This is a genomic window from Corynebacterium sp. KPL2830 (genome assembly GCF_040225635.1).
Lineage (GTDB): Bacteria > Actinomycetota > Actinomycetes > Mycobacteriales > Mycobacteriaceae > Corynebacterium.
Genome location: NZ_JBEHFR010000001.1, coordinates 113523 through 135267, shown reverse-complemented (window position 1 = coordinate 135267; position 21745 = coordinate 113523). Strand labels below are relative to the sequence as shown.

The following is a 21745-nucleotide window of genomic DNA, read 5'->3' as shown; positions in this document are numbered from 1 at the left end:
GAGCGCTCCCCAAACCATGAGTTTTTCCACCCCCGAGCATCTACGCTCCATCGACGCGGAGGCATGGCCCAATATCGCGACCGTGCCATCGCAGCGCTGGGCGACGCTAAAATCCCGCCGGGCCGAAGCAGAATTTGCCAAGGCCTGCGATAATGCCGGCTTGGAGCTCGAACTCGATGCAGCGGGCGGTCCCGACTTAAAGGTGGGCCACGATGCGCTCTTCGAGCGGATCGCCGCTACCGGATGGTTAGGCTTTGCCGAAAGCTACATGGCAGGCGAGTGGACCGTCGAATCCTCCGCCCAATTGGTAAAAGTTTTGGGCAAGCTCCTGCAGGTGGGGTACCTTCCCAAACCGCAAGGGGTAAGCGTGCGTGATTCTGAGCCAGGGGAGCTGCCGCTCGACTTGGTGCGCCTCTATGCCGGCGATGGCCTCAGCCACGTTGGCGGGATTTTCTCCAGCGGCGTGCCGACGACGATCCGGGAAACGGTCGAGAGCTTTAGCCCGAAAGCCGGCGGCAGGGAGCCGAAGAGCCACTTTGTCGATGTCACCACGGTGAGCGAGCCCACCAACGTGGACCGGGATGACTTGGGAGAGGCGCAGCGCAGGGCGGCAGACTGGCTTCTCGATGCCACCCGCACCGGCGCCGGTACCCACCTTCTTGTCTATCCAGCGGCCGGGATGCAGGCCGCGATACGCGCTACCAAGCGCCGCGCCACAGTCGACGTCCTGACCAGCGATGTCGAACAAATCACCCAGATGCGCGAGGCGCTTGTCTTTGCCGGAACGGAAGATTCTATCCACGTAGAGCGGATTCCGGATTCCGTTCCGAGCCCGAAGCAGTGGCGCGGGCACTACGACGCGATTATCAGCGTGGAAAAATTCGAGCAATTAAGCCCGCGCGAACGCAAGGCGTATATCCGGGTCCTCGATCGCTTCCTTACCGCAAACGGGCGGGCGGCTTTTCAATCCATCGTGGCCACCGAATCCATGTCGGACGCGGCCCGAGCATCGTTGCAGGCCATGCGGGCCTATATTTGGCCAGGCCTCGACTACCCGCTGACTATGGATCTCCACCGGCTCGTGGATAAGAACTCTCACCTGCGCATTGTGTCCGAAACGCACGTGGGCAGCCACTATATTGAGTCTCTGCGCCAGCAGCGATCCTTTTTCGATGGGCACCTGCGCGAGGCCGCCGCCGCAGGCTTTGATCCGGTTTTCCGCAGGTTATGGACCTTCCAATTCGCACTTCGCGAGGCGCTCATGACGCTCGGGATGATCGATTCCGTGCAATTTGGCCTAACCCACCGCAATCGCGGCGGGCGCCGCTAGGCTCTTTAGTGCGGAAGCTCGTCGAATTCGTCTAGCAGGTAAACGCTCGGGACGAAAAAGTTCGTACCGGTCAGGGCCGTGGAGAAGTCCAGGATCCGGTCGTAATTGCCTTCCGGATCGCCGATGAACATATTGCGCAAACGCTCGTTGATATCTTCTGGGTCCTTCGCATATCCAATGAAGTACGTGCCCATCTCACCTGCAGCAAAGGAACCGAAGACCATGTTCTCGCGGTAAATATCTTCCTCGAGGTCATTGAGAGACACGTGGGAATTGGAGGGCTGCGCATCCTCATCGAGCTCCACGTCATCGGCCTTGGTGCGCCCGATAACGCGTTCCTGCTCTTCGGTGCTGATACCGCTCCACTTATCTAGGTCATGGGTGTACTTTTGCACGGTGACGTAGGAGCCGCGGGGATAATCGGCGTCATCGGCAAGCAGCACTGTTTCTAGAGCTTCCTCGGGGAGGGGATTGGCGGTGCCATCCACAAAGCCTAGGAGGTCGCGCTGGTCCAGGTACTTGAAGCCCTGGGTCTCATCGATGACGGTGGCGGCATCGCCCAGCTGGCGCAAGACCTGGCGCGCCATCTCGTGGCAAAGGTCATACGTGTTCGCGCGGAAATGCAGCAGGATATCACCGGGGGTGGAAGGCGCCTTGTAGGTACCCTCCAGCGGCTCGAACTCCTTGAGCTTGTCCGGGCGGGGAGCGCTGGTAAGGCGCGGCCACATGGACGCGCCGATGCCGACGACCGTATACAGCTCGCCCTCATTGTGGCGGAAATTGACGGACTTGAAGGTATCGCTAAAAGCGGAGAGCATGTCCCGAGTGGCTTGCTCGCCGCCTTCCGCAATGTCCAAGACTAGGAACAGGGCGGCGCGGGAAGGCTTAGTGACAACGCGTTGAATAGTCATGAGTTCCAGCATATGTGTCCGCTTTGGGCGTTGCACGTTTGGTGTATGTGGCGCTGTGGTGTGATGTGGATGCTTTGGTGGGTGGGCTTTGATGCGTGATGTGCAGGGTTTGATGCGTTTTGACAAATAGTGGGCCGATTTAGGTGTTTTGGAGGGCACTATTTGTCAATTTGGAACATACTGCGCTGTGAATGGCTTGAACATTCTAAACTGACGGGCCTCGGTCCCGGTGGGAGGGACTTCCACGGATCTAAAATGACATAATGTACATTATCGGACAATTATGGAGTTCTGCAGGTTAAGCTGCGGGCGGCTTGAGCGTGTATGAATTGCGTGCGATGCTGACTGCCGTGTTCGCGGTTCGGTCCGGAGCGTTGACCGCCCTGCTTGTTTTGGATGCGGCGTGCTAAGGTTTGAAGGTTCCGCGGATAAGTTGGCCCAGACTTTGCCGAGACGCCTTTGAATACCTGAAGCGAGCCAGCCTTTCGAATCCGCTTGGGCTTACCTAGGGTGCCTAGCGAACAGCCCCAACAGCCTAAACGCCCACTTGTGTGGACGGGCGCCGATAGCGGGACTTTCCCGCTGCTGCGTTAAGGCGCTTGCTATGCCCCGGTATTTAGTCACAGTGACGTTAATTAAAGGGGGAAGCCTTGGTTCTCTATTGGTTTTTATAGGCACTCCATAGCTGCCAGATGGTTAATACCGCCAGCAATGCTGCAATCGCTGTGACTAGCCACATTTGCTGGACCGCGACGAAAATCGAGAAAGCTATGACGACTATAAGGCGGAACCACAGGGCGGAAATTAAGCGGCGAGAATTCACGGTTTAATCCTTGTTCAAGGAGATGCGCAGGTTGATCTCGCCGTCCTCGGCGACCTTAGCCGCCAGCATGTCTGGGGTTTCCACGTTGTAGTCCAGGCGGTTAATCGGAACGTCGCCGCCAATGACGATATCGTCACCGTCACGCAGGACATCGAACTCCTGGGTGATTTCCTGCGTCTTGTCCTTGATCGTAAGGTCACCGGTGAGCTTGACGGAGCCGATGGTGCCGTCTTCGGGGACATCGGCAAGCGAGGCGGGCTTGGTAAGCGTGAAGGAAGATTCTGGGAAGTCTGAGGTCTTAAAGAGCTTGGACTTCATGTTTTGGTCGCGGACTTTCTTGTCCGTGGTAAGAGCATCCATATTCACCGTGATGGTGGCGGATTCCAGCGTGGAATCGGAAATCTTCGCCTGACCGGTGACCTCCGTGGTCGATCCGGAGGTGGACGCCCTCTCCGCAGGCAGAACCTCGTCGAAGGTAAAGCCCACCGAAGTGTGGTTATCGGCGCGACCCTTGGCCACTGACCAGGAACCGTCGAGCGGAGTCGAGGCTGCCTTGGCGCCATCGGCAGTCACGGGCTCCGTCTTGACGCCGCCGCTTTTGAAAAGCGAGTACACAATCGGGCCGATCGCTACGGCGGTAAGCACGAGGATTAAAACCACGAAAATGGAAACAACAAGTTTCCGGTTATAAAAAAGCTTTTTCATCTACTATCGAAGTCCTTCTAAACGCCGAGCCAGCGAAACAAGCTCCTCACACAGACTGGAAAGCTCTTCCGCGCTCGCGCCTTCTTTTGCGGCAGTTTGAATGTCTTCTGCGGAACACCGCAATTCAAAAAGGCCGTCGCGCAAGCCTTGCACTTTATCTGGGCTCAAGATTACTGCATCGGCAGGAATATCCGTGCCACTAACATTGTTTCTTTGTTCATAAGCACGCTGTTTGCACGAGGCGCTGCAAAACTTACGTGGTCGTCCCCTACCGCCTTGGTCAATATCCTTTCCACACCACTGGCAGGAACCGACATTGCTTTCACGACTAGCTGTACGGATCACTAGATACACTTTAGTCCATTAAACGGCGGGCTGGGAACAATACCGCGTGGGTGTTCGTTATAATAAATAGCTCTTAGGCGAAACTATCGCCGTCAATCAGGGATCTCTTTGAAAAGGATGATGTTGCATGGCAGATCGCGTACTCCGTGGCAGCCGTATGGGTGCAGTCAGCTACGAAACTGACCGCGACCACGACCTCGCACCGCGTCAGATGGTGAAATACCGCACGGACGATGGTGAGATTTATGAGGTGCCCTTTGCACATGAGGCAGAAATCCCTGAAGAATGGATGTGCAAGAATGGCAAACTGGGCCACCTCGTAGAGGGCGAAGGCGTGGAAGCTAAGCCCATCAAGCCACCGCGCACACACTGGGATATGCTGCGGGAGCGTCGCTCCATCGAGGAGCTCGATGAGCTTTTGGAAGAGCGCATTAACCACCTGCGCTCCCGCCGTCGGACCGCTGCTCGCCTCCTCAAGGAGCAGGAACAGCAGAAGAAGTCTTAAAGGCTCAAGCGGAATTAATTAAAGCCCGTACCCTGACCGCCACGGTCGCGTTGGGGTACGGGCTTTATGCTGCTTAGATTACTTCTTCTTAGTCAGCTGGCCCACCTGGTGCTTGACCAAGTATCCCAGCTCATTGGCCAAGTTGGTGGCCCAGCCCACACCGTTGCGGGCCTTCTGGCCGGCATTGTGAACAGAGCCGTATTTGACCTCGTGGTCCGCCAGCTTGGACATCTCGCCGGCAAAATCCTTCACCTGCTCCGCGCGGTGGGCCACGCCCCACTTGGTTACCTCGAAGAGGGAATCCTTGACAAAGGAACCATCCAGCTTGGATTCGCCGTACTCGCGCTCGGTGAAGGTGATGGGCACCTCGCGGATATCGTATCCAGCCTTGACCGCGCGGAAGGCCAAGTCCACTTGGAAGATGTAGCCGGCCTTGGACAGCTCGTCAAAGTCGATGTCTTCCAACAGCTCGCGGCGGAAAGCGCGGTAGCCTGCGGTCATATCGGACAGGTCGGTGCCGAGCGCGAAGGAGATATAGAGGTTGCCCAAGCGGGACAGGTACTCGCGGGATGCCGGCCAGTTGACGGTCTCGCCGCCTGGCACATAGCGGGAGCCGATGACGAGGTCGGCGCCCTTGTCAATCTCCTCCAGCAGCAGGTGCAGCTGCTCTGGGGCGTGGGAGCCATCAGCATCCATCTCACAAAGGACCTGGTAGTCGCGCTCCAAGCCCCACTCGAAGCCGGCGATATAAGCGCCCAAGAGGCCGCCCTTGCCCTCGCGGTGCAGCACGTGAATGTGGTCATCTTCTGCAGCGAAAGCATCGGCCTTCTCGCCGGTGCCGTCAGGGGAATTATCATCCACAACGAGGATGTGAACCTCTGGCAGCGCCTCGCGGACGCGGCCGGTAATCAAGGGAAGGTTTTCAATCTCGTTATACGTTGGGATGATAACCAGCGTCGCAGAATCAAGAGTGCTCACAGTAATTAATGCTCCTACTTTTCTTTAGCGCCGACACCGCGAGGTGTACGACCCAATCGGTTGATACGCACGGCAATGAGTGCGCAGACGGTACCAATAATAACCATCAGCCACTGCATGAGCGAACCGTAGCGCACCGAAAATGTTTCACCGGTTTTCAGTGGCAGGCTTTCTACCAGTGCCGCGGGCTCAAAGAGCTCCGAGGATTGGCTCACGCTGCCGTCTGGGTGCACGAGTGCGGACACCCCAGAGGTGGCTGCGACCACGACGGCGCGGTCGGTTTCGAGCGCCCGCAGCCTGCTCATGGCCAGCTGCTGGTAGGTCATATCGGAAAAGCCGAACGTAGCGTTATTGGTAGGCGTCGTGAGAATCTGCGCGCCGTTGTTGACGGATTCGTGGAAGGCGTTATCGAAGGAGACCTCATAACAGGTCGCCACACCTACCGCGACGGAATTCATGGAGACCACACCGGGCCCGTCCCCTGCCTTGAAATCCCCGGCGAGGTCAACGTAGTCAGAGAAATGCGCGAAGAAGTCCCGCATGGGCATGGTCTCACCGAACGGCTGCAGGTACTTCTTATGGTGGTGATCGCCCTCACCGTGGCCAGGGGTAAAGACTTGCATGGTATTGCGCGCGCCTACCTCATCGCGGGTGGCGGTACCGACCAGCACGGGAGCGTCAATGGCATCGACGGCCCCGCTAATGGCTTGGGCTGCTTCCCCATCGCGGAAAGGATCAATATCGGAAGAATTTTCCGGCCAGATCACCAGATCTATATCGTCTTCGCGGCGCGCGAGCTTCTCCGTTTCCTGAACGTGGTTATTTAGTACCGCGCGACGCTGCCCGGCGAAGTCCAGACCGCTGCGCGGCACGTTACCTTGAATGGCCGCCACCTTGGTATCGCCAACCTTGGTATCGGCAGGATCGATGCCACGCCCGGCCGCTAGTCCAACGATGAGCGGGAGAATAAGGGCGGCGCCAGCGGCAATCTTTACCCGCCCGCCGCGCAGCAATAAGCCGGCAAGGCCGCAGGCGCACAGCGCCGTTGCCACTGTAATCAGGGAGGTCCCGCCCCACGGGGCGAGATTGGCTAAGGGCCCTTCGATTTGTCCCCACGCCAGTTTGACCCAAGGGAAACCACCAAAAGGCACCGAGGAACGCAGGACCTCAACGGCGAGGTACACGAAGGGAAAGACCAGAAATCCATATCGCCATCGCGCCACTGCGGCCCCGAAGATACCCAAAAGGATGGCATAGACCGAAAGCCAGATAGCAAGCGCCGCATAGGGCACGGTCCCCACCAACTCGCCGATCCAGGGCAGGCTCAGCAGGTACAGAATCAGTCCGTGCGTCACCGCCAAAAGGGCGCCTAAGGATCCGCGCACCTGTCGCCCACGCCACGGCATCAGGCTCACATACAGCAGGGCGATGCCAATAACCGCGCCCCACCACCAGCCGCGCGGCTCAACGGCGGTAAAGGTCAGCGCACCAGAAATGCCCGCTATGACCAAGCGAGCGAAAAATACCGCCACTTATTTTCCACCCTGCGAACCATCATCGCCGCCACGGGGGCCGAAGTCATCAGGGTCTAGGTTCTCGGACCAGTTGCGCAGCTCTTCCTCATCAATTACCTCGTGGGAGTCGCTCTGACCAGATGACTGGCCAAAGGATTGCCCCGCTGCTTGCCCAAAGGAACCAAAGTTGCCATAGCTATCGTGCTGCTGCGCCATGGGCGATGCCTCGTAAATGCGCACCCCCAAATTCTCCACCTTGCGATAGATGGATACGGCCATAACCTTGCGAAACAACGACCGCGTTGGGGCAAAGATGAGCAGAATCCCCAGAAAACTGGTCAAGAACCCAGGCAGGGACAACAACATGCCACCGGCCAAAGTCAAGCCCACGTTGCCGGCGGTTTTTCCTACATTGTCATCGCGCACGTAGTAGGTCCCGTCACCGGCCTGCTCTACTTGTTTACCCATCAACCGGCGCACCTCAATGCCAGCGATGGACATGCCAAAGAACATGGTGATGAACAGGGCAATGAGTGCCCAAAAGACGCCAATCCACTCGGCGACGGCCCAGAACGCTAAGGTTTCCGCCAGCATATAGAGGACGAGATATAAAAACGGCATAACTTTCAGTTTAACGAGCAATGCTGGCGATATGCTGGCAACACTCAGGCTAGACTGGCAAGCTATGCATTACCCCGAATTTTTCCAGCACCCCGAGTCCGGCACTTGCCTGCGCTTACACGTTGTGGGCGGGTTTACCAGCCCCAATGATTGGATCCATTTGGGTTATTGCGCGGCGCATTGGACCGATGGCAGCGTTTATATTCGCCCCAATTCCGCCATCGAGTTGCGGGGCGTCACGGACAAGGCGCAGCTGGCGGCTGAGCTGGATAAATTGGAGTTGCAGAGCTTCCACATTCCTGTGCTGGCCTCTCCCCTTTTTGCCGCGGCGAAGCAGGCCGCGCGCGAGCTGGCCACGCACCTGAATACCGAACAGCCCGGTGTGGAGTCGCTCGCGATTACCGCTACCGACGACGATCTCCTGGCTTCTGCCACGCAGGTCAGCATGCGTCTGCTTGACGATGCCACCTTGAATATCACCCAGTCCCCCGCCGCCGACATCCCTACCGCAGGCCTCTCGCTTGCCGATGCCGCAGCCCACCTCCAACGCCTCGGTGCACAAAGCACCGAGACGAAGGGCGGTGTGACAAGTGACGCGGAGCTTAACGCAGAACCTGGGCCCATTGGCTGGTTGGACGAGCACCAGGCAGAAGGCGTGGTCGACCTTGGCGCGGGGGTCTACCAAGGCGCCATCCCGGCGCAGTTCGCGCAGCTTATCGGCCAGCTCGAGGTGAACATCACGGTCACCCCGTGGGGTGGCTTAGTCTTTCACGACATCGCAGAGGGCGATGCTGAGGTTGTCCTTCGCGTGCTCGCCCCGCGCGGTTTCATCTTCGACATCAACTCGCCCCTGTTGCGGGAGGATGAGGCCGACTAACGCGGCATGTGCCGCCAGATGGGTCGGGGCACCAACCGCATGACCCATGCCAAGGCTTGCAGCGCCCTTGGGATCCACAGGGTGTGGCTGCGCGCCTGACCGCGGCGGTCATCGTTATCTATGCAGGCAACGACGGCATCGGCGACATCGCCTGGCCGCACCGACAGCGGCGCTGGCTTCATTCCTTGGGTCATGGATCCGATGACGAACCCGGGGCGCGCGGTAATCAGGCCGAGCCCGCTGCCGTGCAGCCTGTCCGCAAAGCCCTGGCAGAAAGCATCCAGCCCGGCCTTGGTGGAACCGTAGACATAATTGGCGCGCCGCGCTCGCCACCCAGCGATGGAAGAAAAGGCCACGATGTGGCCGCGCGGCATCGACTGCGCCGCCACCGTCAGCACGGAGACCTGGGCGGTGTAGTCGATGGTGGCGATCTGTGCCGCGTGGGCAGGATCGGTTTCCGCGCTATCTTGATCCCCCAAGATGCCAAAGGCGACCACCGTCAGCTCAATGGCGCCGACGCGTTCCTTGGCCTCGGCAAAGATTTGGCGGTGCTGGGAAAAGTCCTCCGCGTCAAAGGAAAGCTGGTGGACGCTGCGCGCACCAGCGGCCTCTAGCTGGGAGGTAATCTCCTCAAGCCCATGCGTCCCGCGCGCAGCGAGGACGATGTCGTTGCCGCGGGCCACGCGCTGGGCAATTTCGCCGCCGATATCGCTGCGCCCGCCCAGGATCAGTACGCCAGCCACTTAGCGCACTTCGCGTTCGACGACGTTGAGGGACTCGTAGCCATCCTTGGTAAGTACCACGATGTCCTCGAGGCGCATGCCCCACTGGCCCTCCAGGTAAATGCCCGGCTCGATGGAAAAGGCCATGCCCTCTTCCAGCGGCAGGTCATTGCCCTCCATGATGAAGGGCTCCTCGTGGGTCGAGAGACCAATACCGTGGCCGGTGCGGTGGACGAATTTATCGCCCCAGCCGGCATCGGCAATAGCCTTCCTAGCAACCCCGTCGATTTCCTCGGCCGTGCTGCCGGGCTTGGCGGCGGCGCGGGCGGCCGCTTGGGCATCGTAAAGCACAGCATAGGCGTCCTGGAAGTCCTGCGGCGCCTGGCTGAGATCGCCGCCTACGACGTAGGTGCGGGTGCAATCGGAGTGGTAGCCGGAGGGCAGGGTGCCGCCGAGATCCACGACGACGGGCTCGCCCGCAGCCAGCTTCCGGTCGGAGAAGCTGTGGTGCGGATTGGCGCCATTCGGGCCGGACCCCACGATGACGAAGTCAATGATGGAATGCTCTTCGAGGATGAGCTTTTCCAGTTCATGGGCCACCTCGGCCTCGGTGCGGCCGGGCTGCAGAAGCTCGGGGACCTTGGCGTGCACGGCGTCGATGGCTTGGCCGGCTTTGCGCAGCTCCGCGATTTCTGCTTGGTCCTTGCGGGTAAACAGCTCTGCCAGCGCGTAGGTGGCAAGAACGTAGTCCGCATCAGATACGAGCCCCTGGAACTGCAGGATATGATCCGCCGTTAGGGATTGGCCCAGCGCGACCTTCTTAATTGACGCAGCGCCCTTGAGGGCGAGCTCGTAGGGATTATCGCCGTCATTCCACCCGCGCAGCTCCACATCGAGCTTGCCGACGGGCGCCGATTTAATATCCGTAATATCCGTATTCGGCGAGACGATCCACGGCGTGCCGCTCTGGGGAACGGCCAGCACCGTCAGGCGTTCGTGGGACGATACCCACGAACCGGTCAGGTAGGCGAAATCGGGGCCGGTGCCAATCAGCAAAAGGTCAATGCCCTGCTGGGCGGCCGCTTCCTGCGCGGCCGCGAGCCGGCGCGAATACACTTCGGGAGAAAAAGCCTGAGTAGTCATGCCCCACAGTCTACTAGCCGGTAGGACGGGCTAGCTTAAGCCCCGATCGCGACGACCCCGCGCTGGATGGCATCGATTGCGCGGCGCGCATTGCGCTGGATCTGGCCATCGTAGCCAGTCTTGGCGATTTGCTGCAGTAGGTCCACAACTTGGCGGCACCACCGCACAAAGTCACCGGGGGTAAGCTCCGCTCCCGCTTCATTGGCCGCCGCCATGCAATAGCCCAAGGGCGCACCCGCCGACCACTGGTGAATGGCCAGCGCAAAACCGGCTTCTGGCTCGCGCGTTGGCGGCAGGCGGTGGCGCCGTTCATCCGCGCTGAGCTCGGTATAGATGCGCCAGGTCGCATTCATGGCATCGGCCATGCGGTCCGTTGCCGCCTCCGGCTGGCCCCCAGTGGCCTTCCTGTTTTCAAAGCAGCACAGGGAAGCAACGCCGGCCAATTCCGCCGGATCCAGCTCATCCCAAATGCCGCGCTTCAGGCATTGGGCAACGAGCAGATCGGATTCGCTATGGATCTTTGCCAAGCGCTCGCCTTCCTCAGTAATGACCGGCGTGCGATCGCTGCCGGCACCAGAGAACTCGACATAGTCCATCTCCGCGAGCAGATCCACGATGCGTTCAAAGGTGCGACCCAGCGTATCGGTCGCCTTATTCACCTTGGCCTGCAGCTTTTCAAGGTCGCGCTCGCGCCGCGCCAACTTCTGCGCCACGCCGGCTAGCTGCTCCCTATCGGTGGCGGGCCACTCGTGTGCAGGGTGCTCGCGAATGGCATCGCGCAACTCGCCTACCCGCTTATTTGGTCGCAGGCGTGGTTTCGACTTCATCCGCTTCGGACGATCAAACTTTTCGCGGCGGAAGACATCCTGGATGTACTTGGTATTGCGCCGCGGATTCTTCCGCACCGGCTTCGGGATCTTAATACGGCCCAGCTGAATCGGTGGATTGCTAATCCCGGTGGCATCGATGCGCCCAGACCACCCAGATTCCGTGGTCACCCACGGACGTGGATCCTCAGTCTGGTTGGCCGGGTTGACCACCGCGGCAAGGGTGGGCCGTTTCTTTCCGGCAATCGCGATGACGTCGCCCAATTGCAGGCGGGCTAGCACCGCGACTACTTCCTGGGTGCGTTGGTGTTCCTTATCAACCTTGGATTGTTTTTCTTCTGCCGTTAGCTCGCGGCGCAACCGGATATAATCCATGAGCACCTCAGCGGGATCTTCGCCGTCCTTAGCTGGTGGTGCGAGGGCATCGACGGCATCGTCAAGCTGCTCCCGCAACTCGCGCACGCGATGCTCCGCGCGTTCTAATTCGCGGGTTTCTTCCACCACGGAGCCATCGGCTTGGAATTGTGCGAAGGACTTTTCCAGCAGCCGCAGCGAGTCTTCAAAACCGAGCATGCCCAGCAGGTTAATGGCCATGTTATAGCCCGGTGCAAACGTAGAAATGAGTGGATACGTGCGCGTCGAAGCCAAACCGGCGACAAAACGCGGATCCATAGCCGGTGCCCACTGCACGACCGCGTTGCCCAGGGTATCGATTCCGCGCCGGCCAGCGCGCCCAGTCAGCTGCGTGTATTGGCCTGGCGTGAGGTCCACGTGTGCTTCGCCATTGAACTTAATGAGCTTTTCGAGCACCACCGTGCGGGCGGGCATATTAATGCCTAAGGCGAGGGTCTCGGTAGCGAATACGGCGCGCACCAAGCCGCGAACAAAGAGTTCTTCTACGATGTGGCGAAATGCCGGCAGCATCCCTGCGTGGTGGGCAGCAAAACCACGCGAGAGCGCTTCGCGCCACCGCCGAAAGTCTAGGACCTGGAGGTCTTCTTCTGGGATGCCCTCGACGCCGGCATCGACGATGGCCTTGATTTCTTCTGCTTCTTCTTGCGTCGTCAGCACCATCCTGCTGCGCAGGCACTGATAGAGCGCGCCGTCGCAACCGGCGCGGGAAAAAATAAAGGTAATCGCGGGCAGCATATCTTGCGATTGCAGCACCTTGAGCACCTCCGGGCGCCCTAAGGGACGGTAGCGATCCTGCGGGCGAGAAGAACCGGAACGACCGCCGGCCTTCCCATGAAAATCGCTGCGCCCGCCGCCCTTGTGGCGCGCCCTCGCGCGAAAACCCTTGCCGGATTTATAGTCCGCGCGCGCATCATCGCTATCGCCCGCCTCCAAGCGCTGAATGCGGCGCTCTAACTCAGAATTGACCTGGCCGCCGGATTCCGGTTCAAAGAGCGGATAAATCTTGCGGCCCAACATCATCCATTGATCGAGCGGAACCGGCCGGTGTTCGGTCACAATGACAGAGGTATCTCCGCGGACGGTAGCGAGCCATTCACCGAATTCCTCGGAATTGGACACGGTGGCAGATAGACCAATGATGGATACGTGGTCCGCCAAGTTCAAAATGACTTCTTCCCAGACCGCACCGCGGGAGGCATCTGCAAGGAAGTGGATTTCATCCATGACCACGTGGGTAAGCCTATCCAGCGCGGGCGAATCCGCGTAGATCATATTCCTCAGCACTTCGGTGGTCATGACGACGATTTCTGCATCGGAGTTAATGGAGACATCGCCAGTAAGCAGACCAACGGCATCCTCGCCGTGCTCAGCGACGAGATCGTGGTATTTCTGGTTGCTTAGCGCCTTAATCGGGGTGGTATAAAAGCACTTAGTGCCGCGGCTTAAGGCCAAAGAAACGGCAAACTCGCCAACGACGGTTTTACCTGCGCCAGTAGGGGCGCAAACGAGCACACCTTGGCCACTTTCTACCGCCTCACACCCCTGCACCTGGAACTCATCCAAGGGGTATGGGAGGCCGGCAGCGAAGGTATCCAGGTGAGTTTCAGTCATATCTCACAAGGCTACCCGTGCTTAAAGCACATCGTCGAAAAAGCCGCCTTCATCGGTAGGCCGTGGCGGCCCCTTGCGATCCCCAGCCTGCTGCGAAGTGCTATCCGCCGCCCGCTTTTCCGCGCGGACAGTCTGCGATGACGCGCTAGGTGCCGTGGGCTTTGGGGAGGCATACACGCCCGATGGGGCATCGACAGGCGCGGGTCCACCCACGCCCGTGGGGCCCTCATCAAGCGCGGACGCGGATTCATCATCAAGATCCATCCACTCAGGGCGCTGCCGGTTCTGGCGTTTATCGTGAATGCGGCAGAACTGGAAGGCAATCTCGATAAGCAGCAAGAGGCAGGCGGATAAGACCAGCATGCTAAACGGTTCTTGGCCTGGCGTCACCAAAGCAGCGAAGATCATAACCACGACGATGATAATGCGGCGCTTGTCCTTGACGTGGTTGTATTCCAAGATACCAATGAGATTGAGCGAGACCACCAAAAGTGGAACCTCGAAGCTGATGCCGAAGATGAGCAACATCGCCAAAAGATAATAAAAATATCGCTCACCGGTTAATGCTGCGGTTTGATACTCAGCGCCGATACCAATGAGGAATTCCAAGCCCACGGACAAGATGAAGTAGGCCAAGACGGCGCCCGCCAGGAAGAGTGAGACGGCCACAACGACGAAGCTCAAGGTATAGCGGCGCTCGTTCTTATGCAGGCCTGGGACAATGAATGCCCACACCTGGTAGAGCCAGACAGGGGACGAAATCACCGTACCGGCCAAAGCACCGACCTTCAGACGCAAAATGAGCATCTCGAAGGGGCTGGTGGCAAGCAAGCGGCATTCGCCATCGTTATTGAAATTGGCCCGCTTATCTTCCGGCAATGAGCAATAAGGCTCGCGCAGAATTTCTCCCAGCGGCGGAATCCGGAAGGGCGCCTGCTGGTACCAAATGAAACCGATGATCGCACCGATAACCAAGGCCAACAAGGAAATAATGATCCTTCGCCGCAGCTCTTGCAGGTGCTGCACTAAGGTCATCTCGCCCGTTGGATTCTTGGGCTTGCGTGAAAAACCTCGCCGCTTGCGGCGCACGCGGGATCCTTGTTCACCGACAGGGTGGGACTGTGAGGACATCAATTTGGCTCTTTCAACGCACAAGAGCGAACACTACCCTGCTCACTCGGTATCTGGATGCCGCGCGCCGGCACGGCTGGCGAGTACATAAGCAAAGCGTGTTCGCATTTCTAGCAGGCAGAAGGCGCTAATTCTGAGAAGAAGTGTTTCCCTGCTGGTGGCCAGGTTGCATATCTGGGCGGTTCCAGAACTCCTCATCGGACTGCTGGCGCTTCTGGCTCAATTGAGCTTGAGCCTCAGAGCGCTTGGTGTCCTCCGATTGCATTTCATTGACCTCAGATTTGAAAATGCGCATCGAGCGGCCCATGGAACGAGCAAGATCGGGCAGTTTCTTCGCGCCAAATAGCAAGATGATGACGAGAACAATCAGGCCGATTTCCAATGGTCCTAAGGTCATAAGATCCTCTTTCGGTTCTTCTTTGCCTGCGCCAGATGGCCGCCGCGCTCTCTCCCTTCGCGGGGAGAATTCGCGAGGCAATTTTAAGACGCATGTGCGTGCAGTAACTGAATTTTAAGTATAGCCCTTCAACGCGGCATTTCCGCGTTCCGCAATGAGATTCACAATAGATTGAGGGGCTATAACGCGTAACCTATCGGCCTGCCCGAGGGCGAAACGAACCAGCCAATCCACCGATCCTACCTGCATCGTTGCAGCTACAGTGCCGTTTTTTAGGCGTTTGCTTAGTTGCATATCGTAGTATTCTGCAAGCCAAGTGAATTCTTCATGAATGATTAATTCCACGGAATCCGCCGTACCTAAATTAAAGGGTGCTGCAGCGTCGAAATCCAGCTCCTTGAGGCGCGGATGAGCAGTTTCCTCGGTCAACTCGGCATGCTTGATGCGGTCGATGCGGAAGGTCCTATGCCCCTGCTTTTCTTCTTCCCATGCCGCGAGATAAGGCTCGGCATCCACGATGAAGATCCGAGCCGGATCAACTAGGCGCTCGGTTTCCTTATTAGATGAAGCACTCCAATAGCGCATCCGGATGCGCCGTTTTTCATTGAGCCCGCGGTTTAAGGTTGCCTGGATATCGGATTCTTGCGGGTCCACCGTCGATAACGTGTCATAGATACTCAGCGTGCGCTCATCCATAATGGAGCGCAATTTCTCCGCGGCCGTCTTAATCGCCCGCGCATCCAGCAGCCCAGGCATAGCCTCGAGGGATTCTAGGGTAAGTAAGAGCGCGCCCGCCTCAGTCGGCGTAAGCCGCAATGCTTGCCCCAAGCCTTGGTCATTGTAGATGGTGACCCCATCGCGGTAGCTGAAAGAGAGATCGATGAGCTCTTCGGTATTGCGGCCAGTCCCAGAGCAAAATAGCCGGTCCACGGCATCTTTTAGCTCTCCTGGGTCCATCCCCAAATCCGCGGCCGCCTCCATCGGGGTTTTATCCGGATGGTTTTGAAAATACGGGATGAGGTTGAGCGACCGGACGAGCGCTTGCAGTTTATGAGATCCATCGGCCATTGGTTTACTCAGCTCCATTGTGGTTGGCGGCTGCGCGCAATAGATTAATGATGTCAGTGCGCACCTCGGGGGGATCGAGCACTTTTACTTCTGGGGCATAGCCCGCTGCGCTGCGCACCAACCAATCCTTCTGGACCCCGGTAAGCACTACGGTGCCATCGGCGGTGCGCGTGCCCACGCTTTCTAGCTCTTGGGCTTGACCCTCTGGAATATACAGGGTCGCATCCACCTTTTCGCCGCGTTGTAGCGCCTCTTTGACGAGCTTGTCGATGTCCACCGTCGGCTCGATGTGCTCAGCCGGCTGGTGGGACCGCTTGATATCGGAAAGCCTTAAGGCCCGGAAGACGCGCGGGGCTGCGCGGTCAACATCGAAGCCAACAATATAAATGCGACTTTGGTGGTTGACCACTCCCCAGGGATCCATGGTCCGGCGCACTGTCTCAGCCGCCGGATGGGGGCGGTAGGAAAAGGTGATGCGCACTTTATTTCGCACGGCGGCGAGGACGAAGGTGATGACTTCGGGGGCGAGCCGGGTGATGTCATTGACCGCGGTATATACGGGGGCACCCTCCAGGTTGCGGGAGGCCCCCGAAGCGGCAATCTTGGTCCACCCGGACAGGGAGAAATCGCTCAATCCACCAGGGGTTCCCACTCCCCCTGCGATGCCAAGCACCATCGCTTCTTCCGGTGAAAATTCCACCGGCGGGAGCTGGTAATTGCTTTGGTCGAGGCGGTACGAGACACCGTCTTCCCCACCGGTGTGCACGATGGGGACTCCGGCGCGTTGCAAGGTGGCGATATCGCGGCCCAGTGCCTTGGTGAAAGCCTCGTCGGACTTATCGCTATAACCTGCGACGTGGCTGCGGATCCAGGCCGCGGAGCGGTCAGGTGAACCACCCGAATTCGCCGCTCCTTGCAGCGCAAAGGATAGGTTGGTGAGCCTTTCTACCGCCGCATCCTGCCGGCTCGGCGTGGATCGTGATGCCACCACGTTGTCTACTCTCCCCAGTGCTCAATGTGCACGCCCTAGGCGTGATTATCGTGCATATAGTCTAGCAATGCCTCAACGCGCGGATCGGTGGACGCGAAGGGATCGAGCAGTTCCTCGGTGCGCGGTTCTGGGCGGTTAACCTTCAGCCGCGTCCAATCCACGGTCACGTGCGCGCCGCATTCTTCGGCCGCAGCTAGGAACTTTCCGCGCAAAGCCGCGCGCGTAGTCGGCGGCGCGGCCGATACCGCGCGCTCGATGGACTCATCATCAATCCAGCGCTCGATCATCCCACGGCGCAGCAGCACGTCATATAAGCCTCTCCCAGGCCGGATATCGTGATAGGTCATATCGACCTGCGTCAGCTTCGGATGCGCCCAGTCACCGCCCAAGCGGGAGCGGTAGCGCTCGAGCAGCTCGAGCTTGATCACCCAATCAATCTCGCGGTTCACTCCGGAAAAGTCTCCGGTCTCGATGGCGTGCAGGATGCGCTCCCACAGGTCAACGACGCGTTCTAATTCCGCCGTGGGCGTGCCGGCATCTTCGCGGTGAGCGAGCCAATCGCGCGCCCGCGCGCAGAGCCGCTGCTGGACCTCCAAGGCGGTAATGGTTCCCCCGCTAACAAGCGGCAGCGGCGTAGAGCCGGTCACATCGCGTGCGATGGAGCGGATGTGGTGGATTGGATCTGCGATCTCGAGTTCGGGCAGCTCGAAGCCTGCCTCCAGCATCTCTAACATGAGCAGGGTGGAGCCGACCTTCAATGCGATGGTGGGCTCTGCCATATTGGAATCGCCCACGATGATGTGCATGCGGCGGAAGCGCTTGGAATCCCCATGCGGCTCATCGCGGGTATTGATGATGGGCCGGGAGCGGGTGGTCGCGGACGATACGCCCTCCCATACCTGATCGGCGCGCTGGGATAAGAGGAATTGCGCGGGTTGGTCGCCCTTGGCAGGCTGCACCATTCCCGCCCCGCAGATAAGTTGGCGGGTAATCAAGAACGGCAAGAGCGCTACGCCCAGGTCTTTGAGCACCATGTGCCGGCTAATAAGGTAATTCTCATGGCAACCAAAGGAGTGCCCGGCGGAATCCACGTTGTTCTTAAAAAGGTAGACCGCGCGCTCGTTTCCTTCTTCGGCCAAAGCGTCTTCCGCCTGCAGGGCCAGGCGGTTCATCACGCGGTCACCGGCGCATTCATGGGCGATGAGCTGGCTGAGGCTATCGCACTCGGCGGTGGCTACCTCAGGGTGCGAGCCGACGTCGAGGTACAGGCGGCTGGCATTGGTGGCAAAAATATTGGACGAGGCGTATTTTTCCACGATCGGCCGGAAGAGCACGCGCGCAACCTCATCGGGGCTTAATGCCCGCTGGCTCTTCGGCGTCGCCGTGGACAGGCCGTACTCGGTTTCGATGCCCATGATCCGCCGAGCAAAAACGGGACGGGTGGATTCCACGCCTACTGTCCGCCCTTTTGGACGTACGAGCGGACGAATTCTTCCGCGTTATTTTCTAGCAGGCCATCGATCTCATCCAAGAGATCATCGGTGCCGGAGGTGTTGATATTGAGCTGGGTAGCGGTAAATTCTTCCTCTGACTCGGGGCCATTTCCCCCATTATTGCTACTGACCTGGCGATTCGAAGTGGACACGGTGTCATCCTTTCCTCATATTAGGTGATCATTACTTACGATACTCGGGCTGGATGCCGATGGCAGCAAGCCCTTCAAGTAACTCCTCTACGCTGCTGGCGCCCTCGATGATGCCTTCGCAGTCCGCACGGGTGAGGCCACGGGTATCATCCATGGCCACGGTAGCCCAGACTCCGTTTCGAGATGGCCCGCCTGTGTTACCACAGCGCAGGGTGAGACTTTGCCAACTGGCGGCGATGATATCTTCGCCGAATTTCTGCGTTATGCGCCCGCGGAAATATGCACGGGTGTCGGTAGGCGGCTCGGCCGCGGCCCGTCGCAGGTCCTCGGCGCTAAAGAGCTGGCGCATCTGGCCCTTGCGCACCAGCGCATAGTGCAGCGACTTCGCCGGATCGATTTCGGCATATTGCAGGTCGATAAGGCGCAGCTTGGGGTCATCTGGGGCGATGCCGCGGTCGAGGTAGCTCTTGATTAACCGGTACTTGGCCACCCAATCTAGGAGGTGGGCGGCCTTGAGGGGGTCATCGGCAAGCAGCCCTACCGCCTCGTCCCAGGCCGCCAGCACCTTGTGGTCGGCGGAAGTCTCCGGCTGCAGGCGGCGGCGGTATTCGGCGAGCAGCTCGAGGGCGGTGAGCTCGCGGCCATCGGCAAGCGTGAGCTGGTGGCGCAATTCGAGGTCGCGGCTTACCAGGGGCACCTCCGCGACGGCATCGGCAAGGCGCAAATCGCTAAAGTCCGTGCCGGCCTCAATGGCATCGAGCACCAGCGAGGTCATGCCCAATTTCAGCAGCGTCGAGGTCTGCGACATATTCGCATCGCCGATAATGACGTGCAGGCGGCCGAAGTCATCGTGGATGGCATGGGGCTCATCGCGGGTATTGATAATGCCGCGGTTGAGCGTGGTTTCCAGGGAAATTTCCTGCTCGATATAGTCCGCGCGCTGGGAAATCTGGAACCCCGGTTCCTCCCCAAACTCCCCGCGGCCCATGCGCCCAGCACCGATAACGACCTGCCGGGCCACGAAGAAGGGAATCAGCGCCTGGGCCATGACCGAAAAATCGGTGCTGCGGGCGTACTGATAATTTTCATGCGAACCGTAGCTGGCGCCCTTGCCATCAACGTTGTTCTTGTACAACCGCAGCGGCGAGCACGGCTGCCGGTCCGCCAAGACGGACTTTCCCTGTTCCGTCAGCTCAGCGACGGCATCCCTGGCCTGCAGTAGCGTGTGATCGCCGGCGGCGTCATAGAGCGTCGCGTCCCAAGCATTCGTGCATTCCGGCGCCGAGTACTCGGGGTGGGCATGGTCCACATAGAACCGCGCCCCGCTCGGGGTGACAACATTGGCCACACCAACCGCATTGGGGTCTACCACGGGAACCGTATCGTAGCGCTTGAGGTCAAAACCGCGGGAATCTCGCAAGGGATGTTCTTCCGCAAAATCCCAGCGCGAACGCGCGCCCGTGTACAGCGCTGCATAGGCCACCACCGCGTGGGTCGAGGTGATGATTGGGGATTCCTCCGGCGAATCCGGCGTAGAAATGCCGTATTCCGTTTCCGTTCCTAGCACGCGGGCCACGTACAGCTCCTTCCGCTTAAAAGTTCCACACTGGTCACACGCGATCCGCCGTGATCCGCGGAAACAATCTTGCTCCATTCCTCGGGGTTGGTTGAGGTGGGCATGTATTCCGATTCCGCCTGCTCGGCGGCGATGGCGGCACGCAGGTGCTGCTTGCCGATGCCCCCTTTAACGCCCCCATCGCCTTCCTCCGCGGCGCGCTGCGCACCGTGGTCCGATAAAGCCTCCTTGATGGCTAGCTTCTTAGCCCGGGCCAAGATATTGGCAATCATCGCGCCAGAGACGAAATCGCGGTAGTGCAGGACCTGGCGCTGCCCATTGCTAAAGTGCAGCTGGGCAAAAGGCCTATCGCTATAGAGCTCATCTACGGCATCGCCGATGAGCTCGTCAATATCGCCCACGTGTGGAATGGAGGGATCGAAGTGGCGGGCGAAGATCTCGCGCGCGCCGCGCTTGGTGGGGCGATTGATGCGCACCTTCATATCCAGCCTGCCCGGGCGCATGATGGCGGGGTCAATGAGCTCTTCCCTGTTGGTGGCGCCGATGATGACCACATTGCTGAGGCCCTCCACGCCATCGAGCTCCGTCAGCAGCTGGGGAACGACGGTGGTTTCCATATCAGACGAAACCCCGGATCCGCGGGTGCGGAAAATGGATTCCATCTCGTCAAAGAAGATGACCACGGGGCGATCCGCGCTGGCCTGGGCGAGCTCGCGGGCGCGCTCAAAGATAAGCCGAATGCGGCGTTCGGTTTCGCCGACGTACTTATTCAGCAGCTCTGGGCCCTTGACATTAAGGAAGTAGCTGGAGCCATTTCCCCCCATCTGGGTAGACAGGGAGTTCGCCACGGCCTTAGCAATGAGCGTCTTTCCGCAGCCGGGTGGGCCATAAAGCAATACGCCCTTGGGCGGTTGCAACCCATATTGCCGGTAGAGCTCGGGGTGGATAAAGGGCAGCTCGACGGAATCGCGGATCTGCGAAATCTGCTCATTCAAGCCACCGATGTCCTCATAGCGCACATCGGGTACTTCTTCCAGCGAAAGCTGGGAAACCTCTGCCTGGTCCACCTTTTCCACGGCCACGGAAGCCTTGGTATCCAGCAGCACGACCTCGCCCGCGCGCACGCTTTCTTGCAGCGCCTGTGCGAGCAGGACGACGCGGTTATCCCCCGCGGAATTAGCCACGACGGCGCGGCGCTGGTCCAAGCGCTCGACCACGGTGGCAAGTTCGCCGGTGCTCGTTGGGGCGCAGCCTTCGACGACCACGAAGCCATCGCCCAGCCGAACCTGTTGGCCCACCTGCAGGCTGCCCGGCTCCACGTTGGGGGAGACCTTGAGCTGCATGACGCGGCCGTTAGTATAGACCTCCGCGGTGGTGCCTACCTCGCTTTGGTGCGGCGAGTAGGCCAAAAAGACGCCGTAAGTAGAGGCTGGCTCTGCAAGCGCATTGACCTCAGCAAATAACTGCTCGAGCTCGGCGCGCGATTTCTGTAGTAGCTCCACCAGCTTTTGGTTGCGCGCAGCAAGCTGGCTGAGTTGCCGCTTATTATCCGTGGCTTCATCCATGCACACCACTTTAACGCGCGACAAGGTATGAGCGAGGCCACTTTAG

At 59.3% G+C, this 21745-nt stretch carries 21 protein-coding genes; 3 read left to right on the top strand and 18 right to left on the bottom strand.

Features of this window, described 5'->3' with window-relative positions; translation table 11 throughout:
• Positions 1-16: 16 nt before the first annotated feature.
• A complete protein-coding gene (locus ABRP87_RS00630; RefSeq protein WP_349867075.1) occupies positions 17-1330 on the top strand; it encodes a class I SAM-dependent methyltransferase in 1314 nt (437 codons plus the stop codon).
• A gap of 5 nt (positions 1331-1335) precedes the next feature.
• Here ABRP87_RS00630 and ABRP87_RS00625 read toward each other — a convergent pair whose 3' ends face one another.
• From ABRP87_RS00625 to ABRP87_RS00610, 4 genes are all read right to left on the bottom strand, one after another.
• Positions 1336-2241, bottom strand: coding sequence for a Dyp-type peroxidase (locus ABRP87_RS00625; protein ID WP_349867073.1), 906 nt, complete (start codon positions 2239-2241; stop codon positions 1336-1338).
• Between the two features lie 658 nt (positions 2242-2899).
• Positions 2900-3064, bottom strand: a complete 165-nt coding sequence (locus tag ABRP87_RS00620; protein WP_284853931.1) for a hypothetical protein — start codon at positions 3062-3064, stop codon at positions 2900-2902.
• Positions 3065-3067: 3 nt separating this feature from the next.
• The gene (locus ABRP87_RS00615) at positions 3068-3769 is read right to left on the bottom strand and encodes a YceI family protein (RefSeq protein ID WP_349867072.1); all 702 of its coding nucleotides are present in this window, start codon (positions 3767-3769) and stop codon (positions 3068-3070) included.
• A gap of 3 nt (positions 3770-3772) precedes the next feature.
• Positions 3773-4114, bottom strand: coding sequence for a hypothetical protein (locus tag ABRP87_RS00610; RefSeq protein WP_349867071.1), 342 nt, complete (start codon positions 4112-4114; stop codon positions 3773-3775).
• A 127-nt stretch (positions 4115-4241) separates the two neighbouring features.
• Between ABRP87_RS00610 and ABRP87_RS00605 the strand changes: the two genes are divergently transcribed.
• Positions 4242-4619, top strand: coding sequence for an RNA polymerase-binding protein RbpA (locus ABRP87_RS00605; protein WP_005279221.1), 378 nt, complete (start codon positions 4242-4244; stop codon positions 4617-4619).
• 78 nt (positions 4620-4697) lie between these two features.
• Here ABRP87_RS00605 and ABRP87_RS00600 read toward each other — a convergent pair whose 3' ends face one another.
• From ABRP87_RS00600 to ABRP87_RS00590, 3 genes are read right to left on the bottom strand one after another with little or no spacing between them, the layout of a single operon-like run.
• On the bottom strand, positions 4698-5597 hold the full coding sequence (locus ABRP87_RS00600) for a polyprenol monophosphomannose synthase (protein WP_284771869.1): 900 nt from the start codon (positions 5595-5597) through the stop codon (positions 4698-4700).
• 14 nt (positions 5598-5611) lie between these two features.
• Positions 5612-7129, bottom strand: a complete 1518-nt coding sequence (gene lnt, locus ABRP87_RS00595; protein WP_349867069.1) for an apolipoprotein N-acyltransferase — start codon at positions 7127-7129, stop codon at positions 5612-5614.
• Positions 7130-7732: an FxsA family protein gene (locus ABRP87_RS00590; protein ID WP_284869693.1), complete on the bottom strand. Its 603-nt coding sequence runs from the start codon at positions 7730-7732 to the stop codon at positions 7130-7132.
• Between the two features lie 64 nt (positions 7733-7796).
• Between ABRP87_RS00590 and ABRP87_RS00585 the strand changes: the two genes are divergently transcribed.
• On the top strand, positions 7797-8609 hold the full coding sequence (locus ABRP87_RS00585) for a precorrin-3B synthase (RefSeq protein WP_349867065.1): 813 nt from the start codon (positions 7797-7799) through the stop codon (positions 8607-8609).
• On the opposite strand, the gene ABRP87_RS00580 is transcribed toward ABRP87_RS00585, so the two are convergent.
• From ABRP87_RS00580 to arc, 11 genes are all read right to left on the bottom strand, one after another.
• Positions 8606-9352: an SDR family oxidoreductase gene (locus ABRP87_RS00580; protein WP_349867062.1), complete on the bottom strand. Its 747-nt coding sequence runs from the start codon at positions 9350-9352 to the stop codon at positions 8606-8608. The genes ABRP87_RS00585 and ABRP87_RS00580 overlap by 4 nt on opposite strands.
• On the bottom strand, positions 9353-10474 hold the full coding sequence (locus ABRP87_RS00575) for a M24 family metallopeptidase (RefSeq protein WP_284869690.1): 1122 nt from the start codon (positions 10472-10474) through the stop codon (positions 9353-9355).
• Between the two features lie 35 nt (positions 10475-10509).
• On the bottom strand, positions 10510-13326 hold the full coding sequence (locus ABRP87_RS00570; RefSeq protein ID WP_349867059.1) for a DEAD/DEAH box helicase: 2817 nt from the start codon (positions 13324-13326) through the stop codon (positions 10510-10512).
• Positions 13327-13347: 21 nt separating this feature from the next.
• Positions 13348-14457 (bottom strand): twin-arginine translocase subunit TatC, encoded by a 1110-nt coding sequence (gene tatC / locus ABRP87_RS00565; RefSeq protein WP_232208515.1) that lies wholly within the window; start codon positions 14455-14457, stop codon positions 13348-13350.
• A gap of 127 nt (positions 14458-14584) precedes the next feature.
• On the bottom strand, positions 14585-14854 hold the full coding sequence (gene tatA, locus ABRP87_RS00560) for a Sec-independent protein translocase subunit TatA (RefSeq protein ID WP_023022332.1): 270 nt from the start codon (positions 14852-14854) through the stop codon (positions 14585-14587).
• Positions 14855-14968: 114 nt separating this feature from the next.
• Positions 14969-15922: a helix-turn-helix transcriptional regulator gene (locus ABRP87_RS00555; RefSeq protein ID WP_023022334.1), complete on the bottom strand. Its 954-nt coding sequence runs from the start codon at positions 15920-15922 to the stop codon at positions 14969-14971.
• A 4-nt stretch (positions 15923-15926) separates the two neighbouring features.
• Positions 15927-16913, bottom strand: coding sequence for a helix-turn-helix transcriptional regulator (locus tag ABRP87_RS00550; RefSeq protein ID WP_023022336.1), 987 nt, complete (start codon positions 16911-16913; stop codon positions 15927-15929).
• A 35-nt stretch (positions 16914-16948) separates the two neighbouring features.
• Positions 16949-18328, bottom strand: a complete 1380-nt coding sequence (gene pafA / locus ABRP87_RS00545; protein WP_349867128.1) for a Pup--protein ligase — start codon at positions 18326-18328, stop codon at positions 16949-16951.
• A gap of 38 nt (positions 18329-18366) precedes the next feature.
• Positions 18367-18558 carry a ubiquitin-like protein Pup gene (locus ABRP87_RS00540; protein WP_005279201.1) on the bottom strand — a complete coding sequence of 64 codons (192 nt, stop codon included), beginning with the start codon at positions 18556-18558 and terminating at the stop codon, positions 18367-18369.
• A 31-nt stretch (positions 18559-18589) separates the two neighbouring features.
• Positions 18590-20134, bottom strand: coding sequence for a depupylase/deamidase Dop (gene dop, locus ABRP87_RS00535; protein ID WP_023022342.1), 1545 nt, complete (start codon positions 20132-20134; stop codon positions 18590-18592).
• Positions 20119-21699, bottom strand: a complete 1581-nt coding sequence (arc, locus tag ABRP87_RS00530; protein WP_023022344.1) for a proteasome ATPase — start codon at positions 21697-21699, stop codon at positions 20119-20121. The genes dop and arc overlap by 16 nt, the downstream gene beginning before the upstream one ends.
• Positions 21700-21745: the final 46 nt, after the last annotated feature.

Bases quoted from the DNA above. Each gene is read 5' to 3' on its own strand.
- ABRP87_RS00590 (WP_284869693.1), bottom strand. From the start codon at position 7,732: ATGCCGTTTTTATATCTCGTCCTCTATATGCTGGCGGAAACCTTAGCG.
- ABRP87_RS00555 (WP_023022334.1), bottom strand. From the start codon at position 15,922: ATGGCCGATGGATCTCATAAACTGCAAGCGCTCGTCCGGTCGCTCAAC.
- ABRP87_RS00575 (WP_284869690.1), bottom strand. From the start codon at position 10,474: ATGACTACTCAGGCTTTTTCTCCCGAAGTGTATTCGCGCCGGCTCGCG.
- ABRP87_RS00585 (WP_349867065.1), top strand. From the start codon at position 7,797: ATGCATTACCCCGAATTTTTCCAGCACCCCGAGTCCGGCACTTGCCTG.
- tatC (WP_232208515.1), bottom strand. From the start codon at position 14,457: ATGTCCTCACAGTCCCACCCTGTCGGTGAACAAGGATCCCGCGTGCGC.
- ABRP87_RS00570 (WP_349867059.1), bottom strand. From the start codon at position 13,326: ATGACTGAAACTCACCTGGATACCTTCGCTGCCGGCCTCCCATACCCC.
- ABRP87_RS00630 (WP_349867075.1), top strand. From the start codon at position 17: ATGAGTTTTTCCACCCCCGAGCATCTACGCTCCATCGACGCGGAGGCA.
- ABRP87_RS00605 (WP_005279221.1), top strand. From the start codon at position 4,242: ATGGCAGATCGCGTACTCCGTGGCAGCCGTATGGGTGCAGTCAGCTAC.
- ABRP87_RS00625 (WP_349867073.1), bottom strand. From the start codon at position 2,241: ATGACTATTCAACGCGTTGTCACTAAGCCTTCCCGCGCCGCCCTGTTC.
- ABRP87_RS00615 (WP_349867072.1), bottom strand. From the start codon at position 3,769: ATGAAAAAGCTTTTTTATAACCGGAAACTTGTTGTTTCCATTTTCGTG.
- tatA (WP_023022332.1), bottom strand. From the start codon at position 14,854: ATGACCTTAGGACCATTGGAAATCGGCCTGATTGTTCTCGTCATCATC.
- arc (WP_023022344.1), bottom strand. From the start codon at position 21,699: ATGGATGAAGCCACGGATAATAAGCGGCAACTCAGCCAGCTTGCTGCG.
- pafA (WP_349867128.1), bottom strand. From the start codon at position 18,328: ATGGGCATCGAAACCGAGTACGGCCTGTCCACGGCGACGCCGAAGAGC.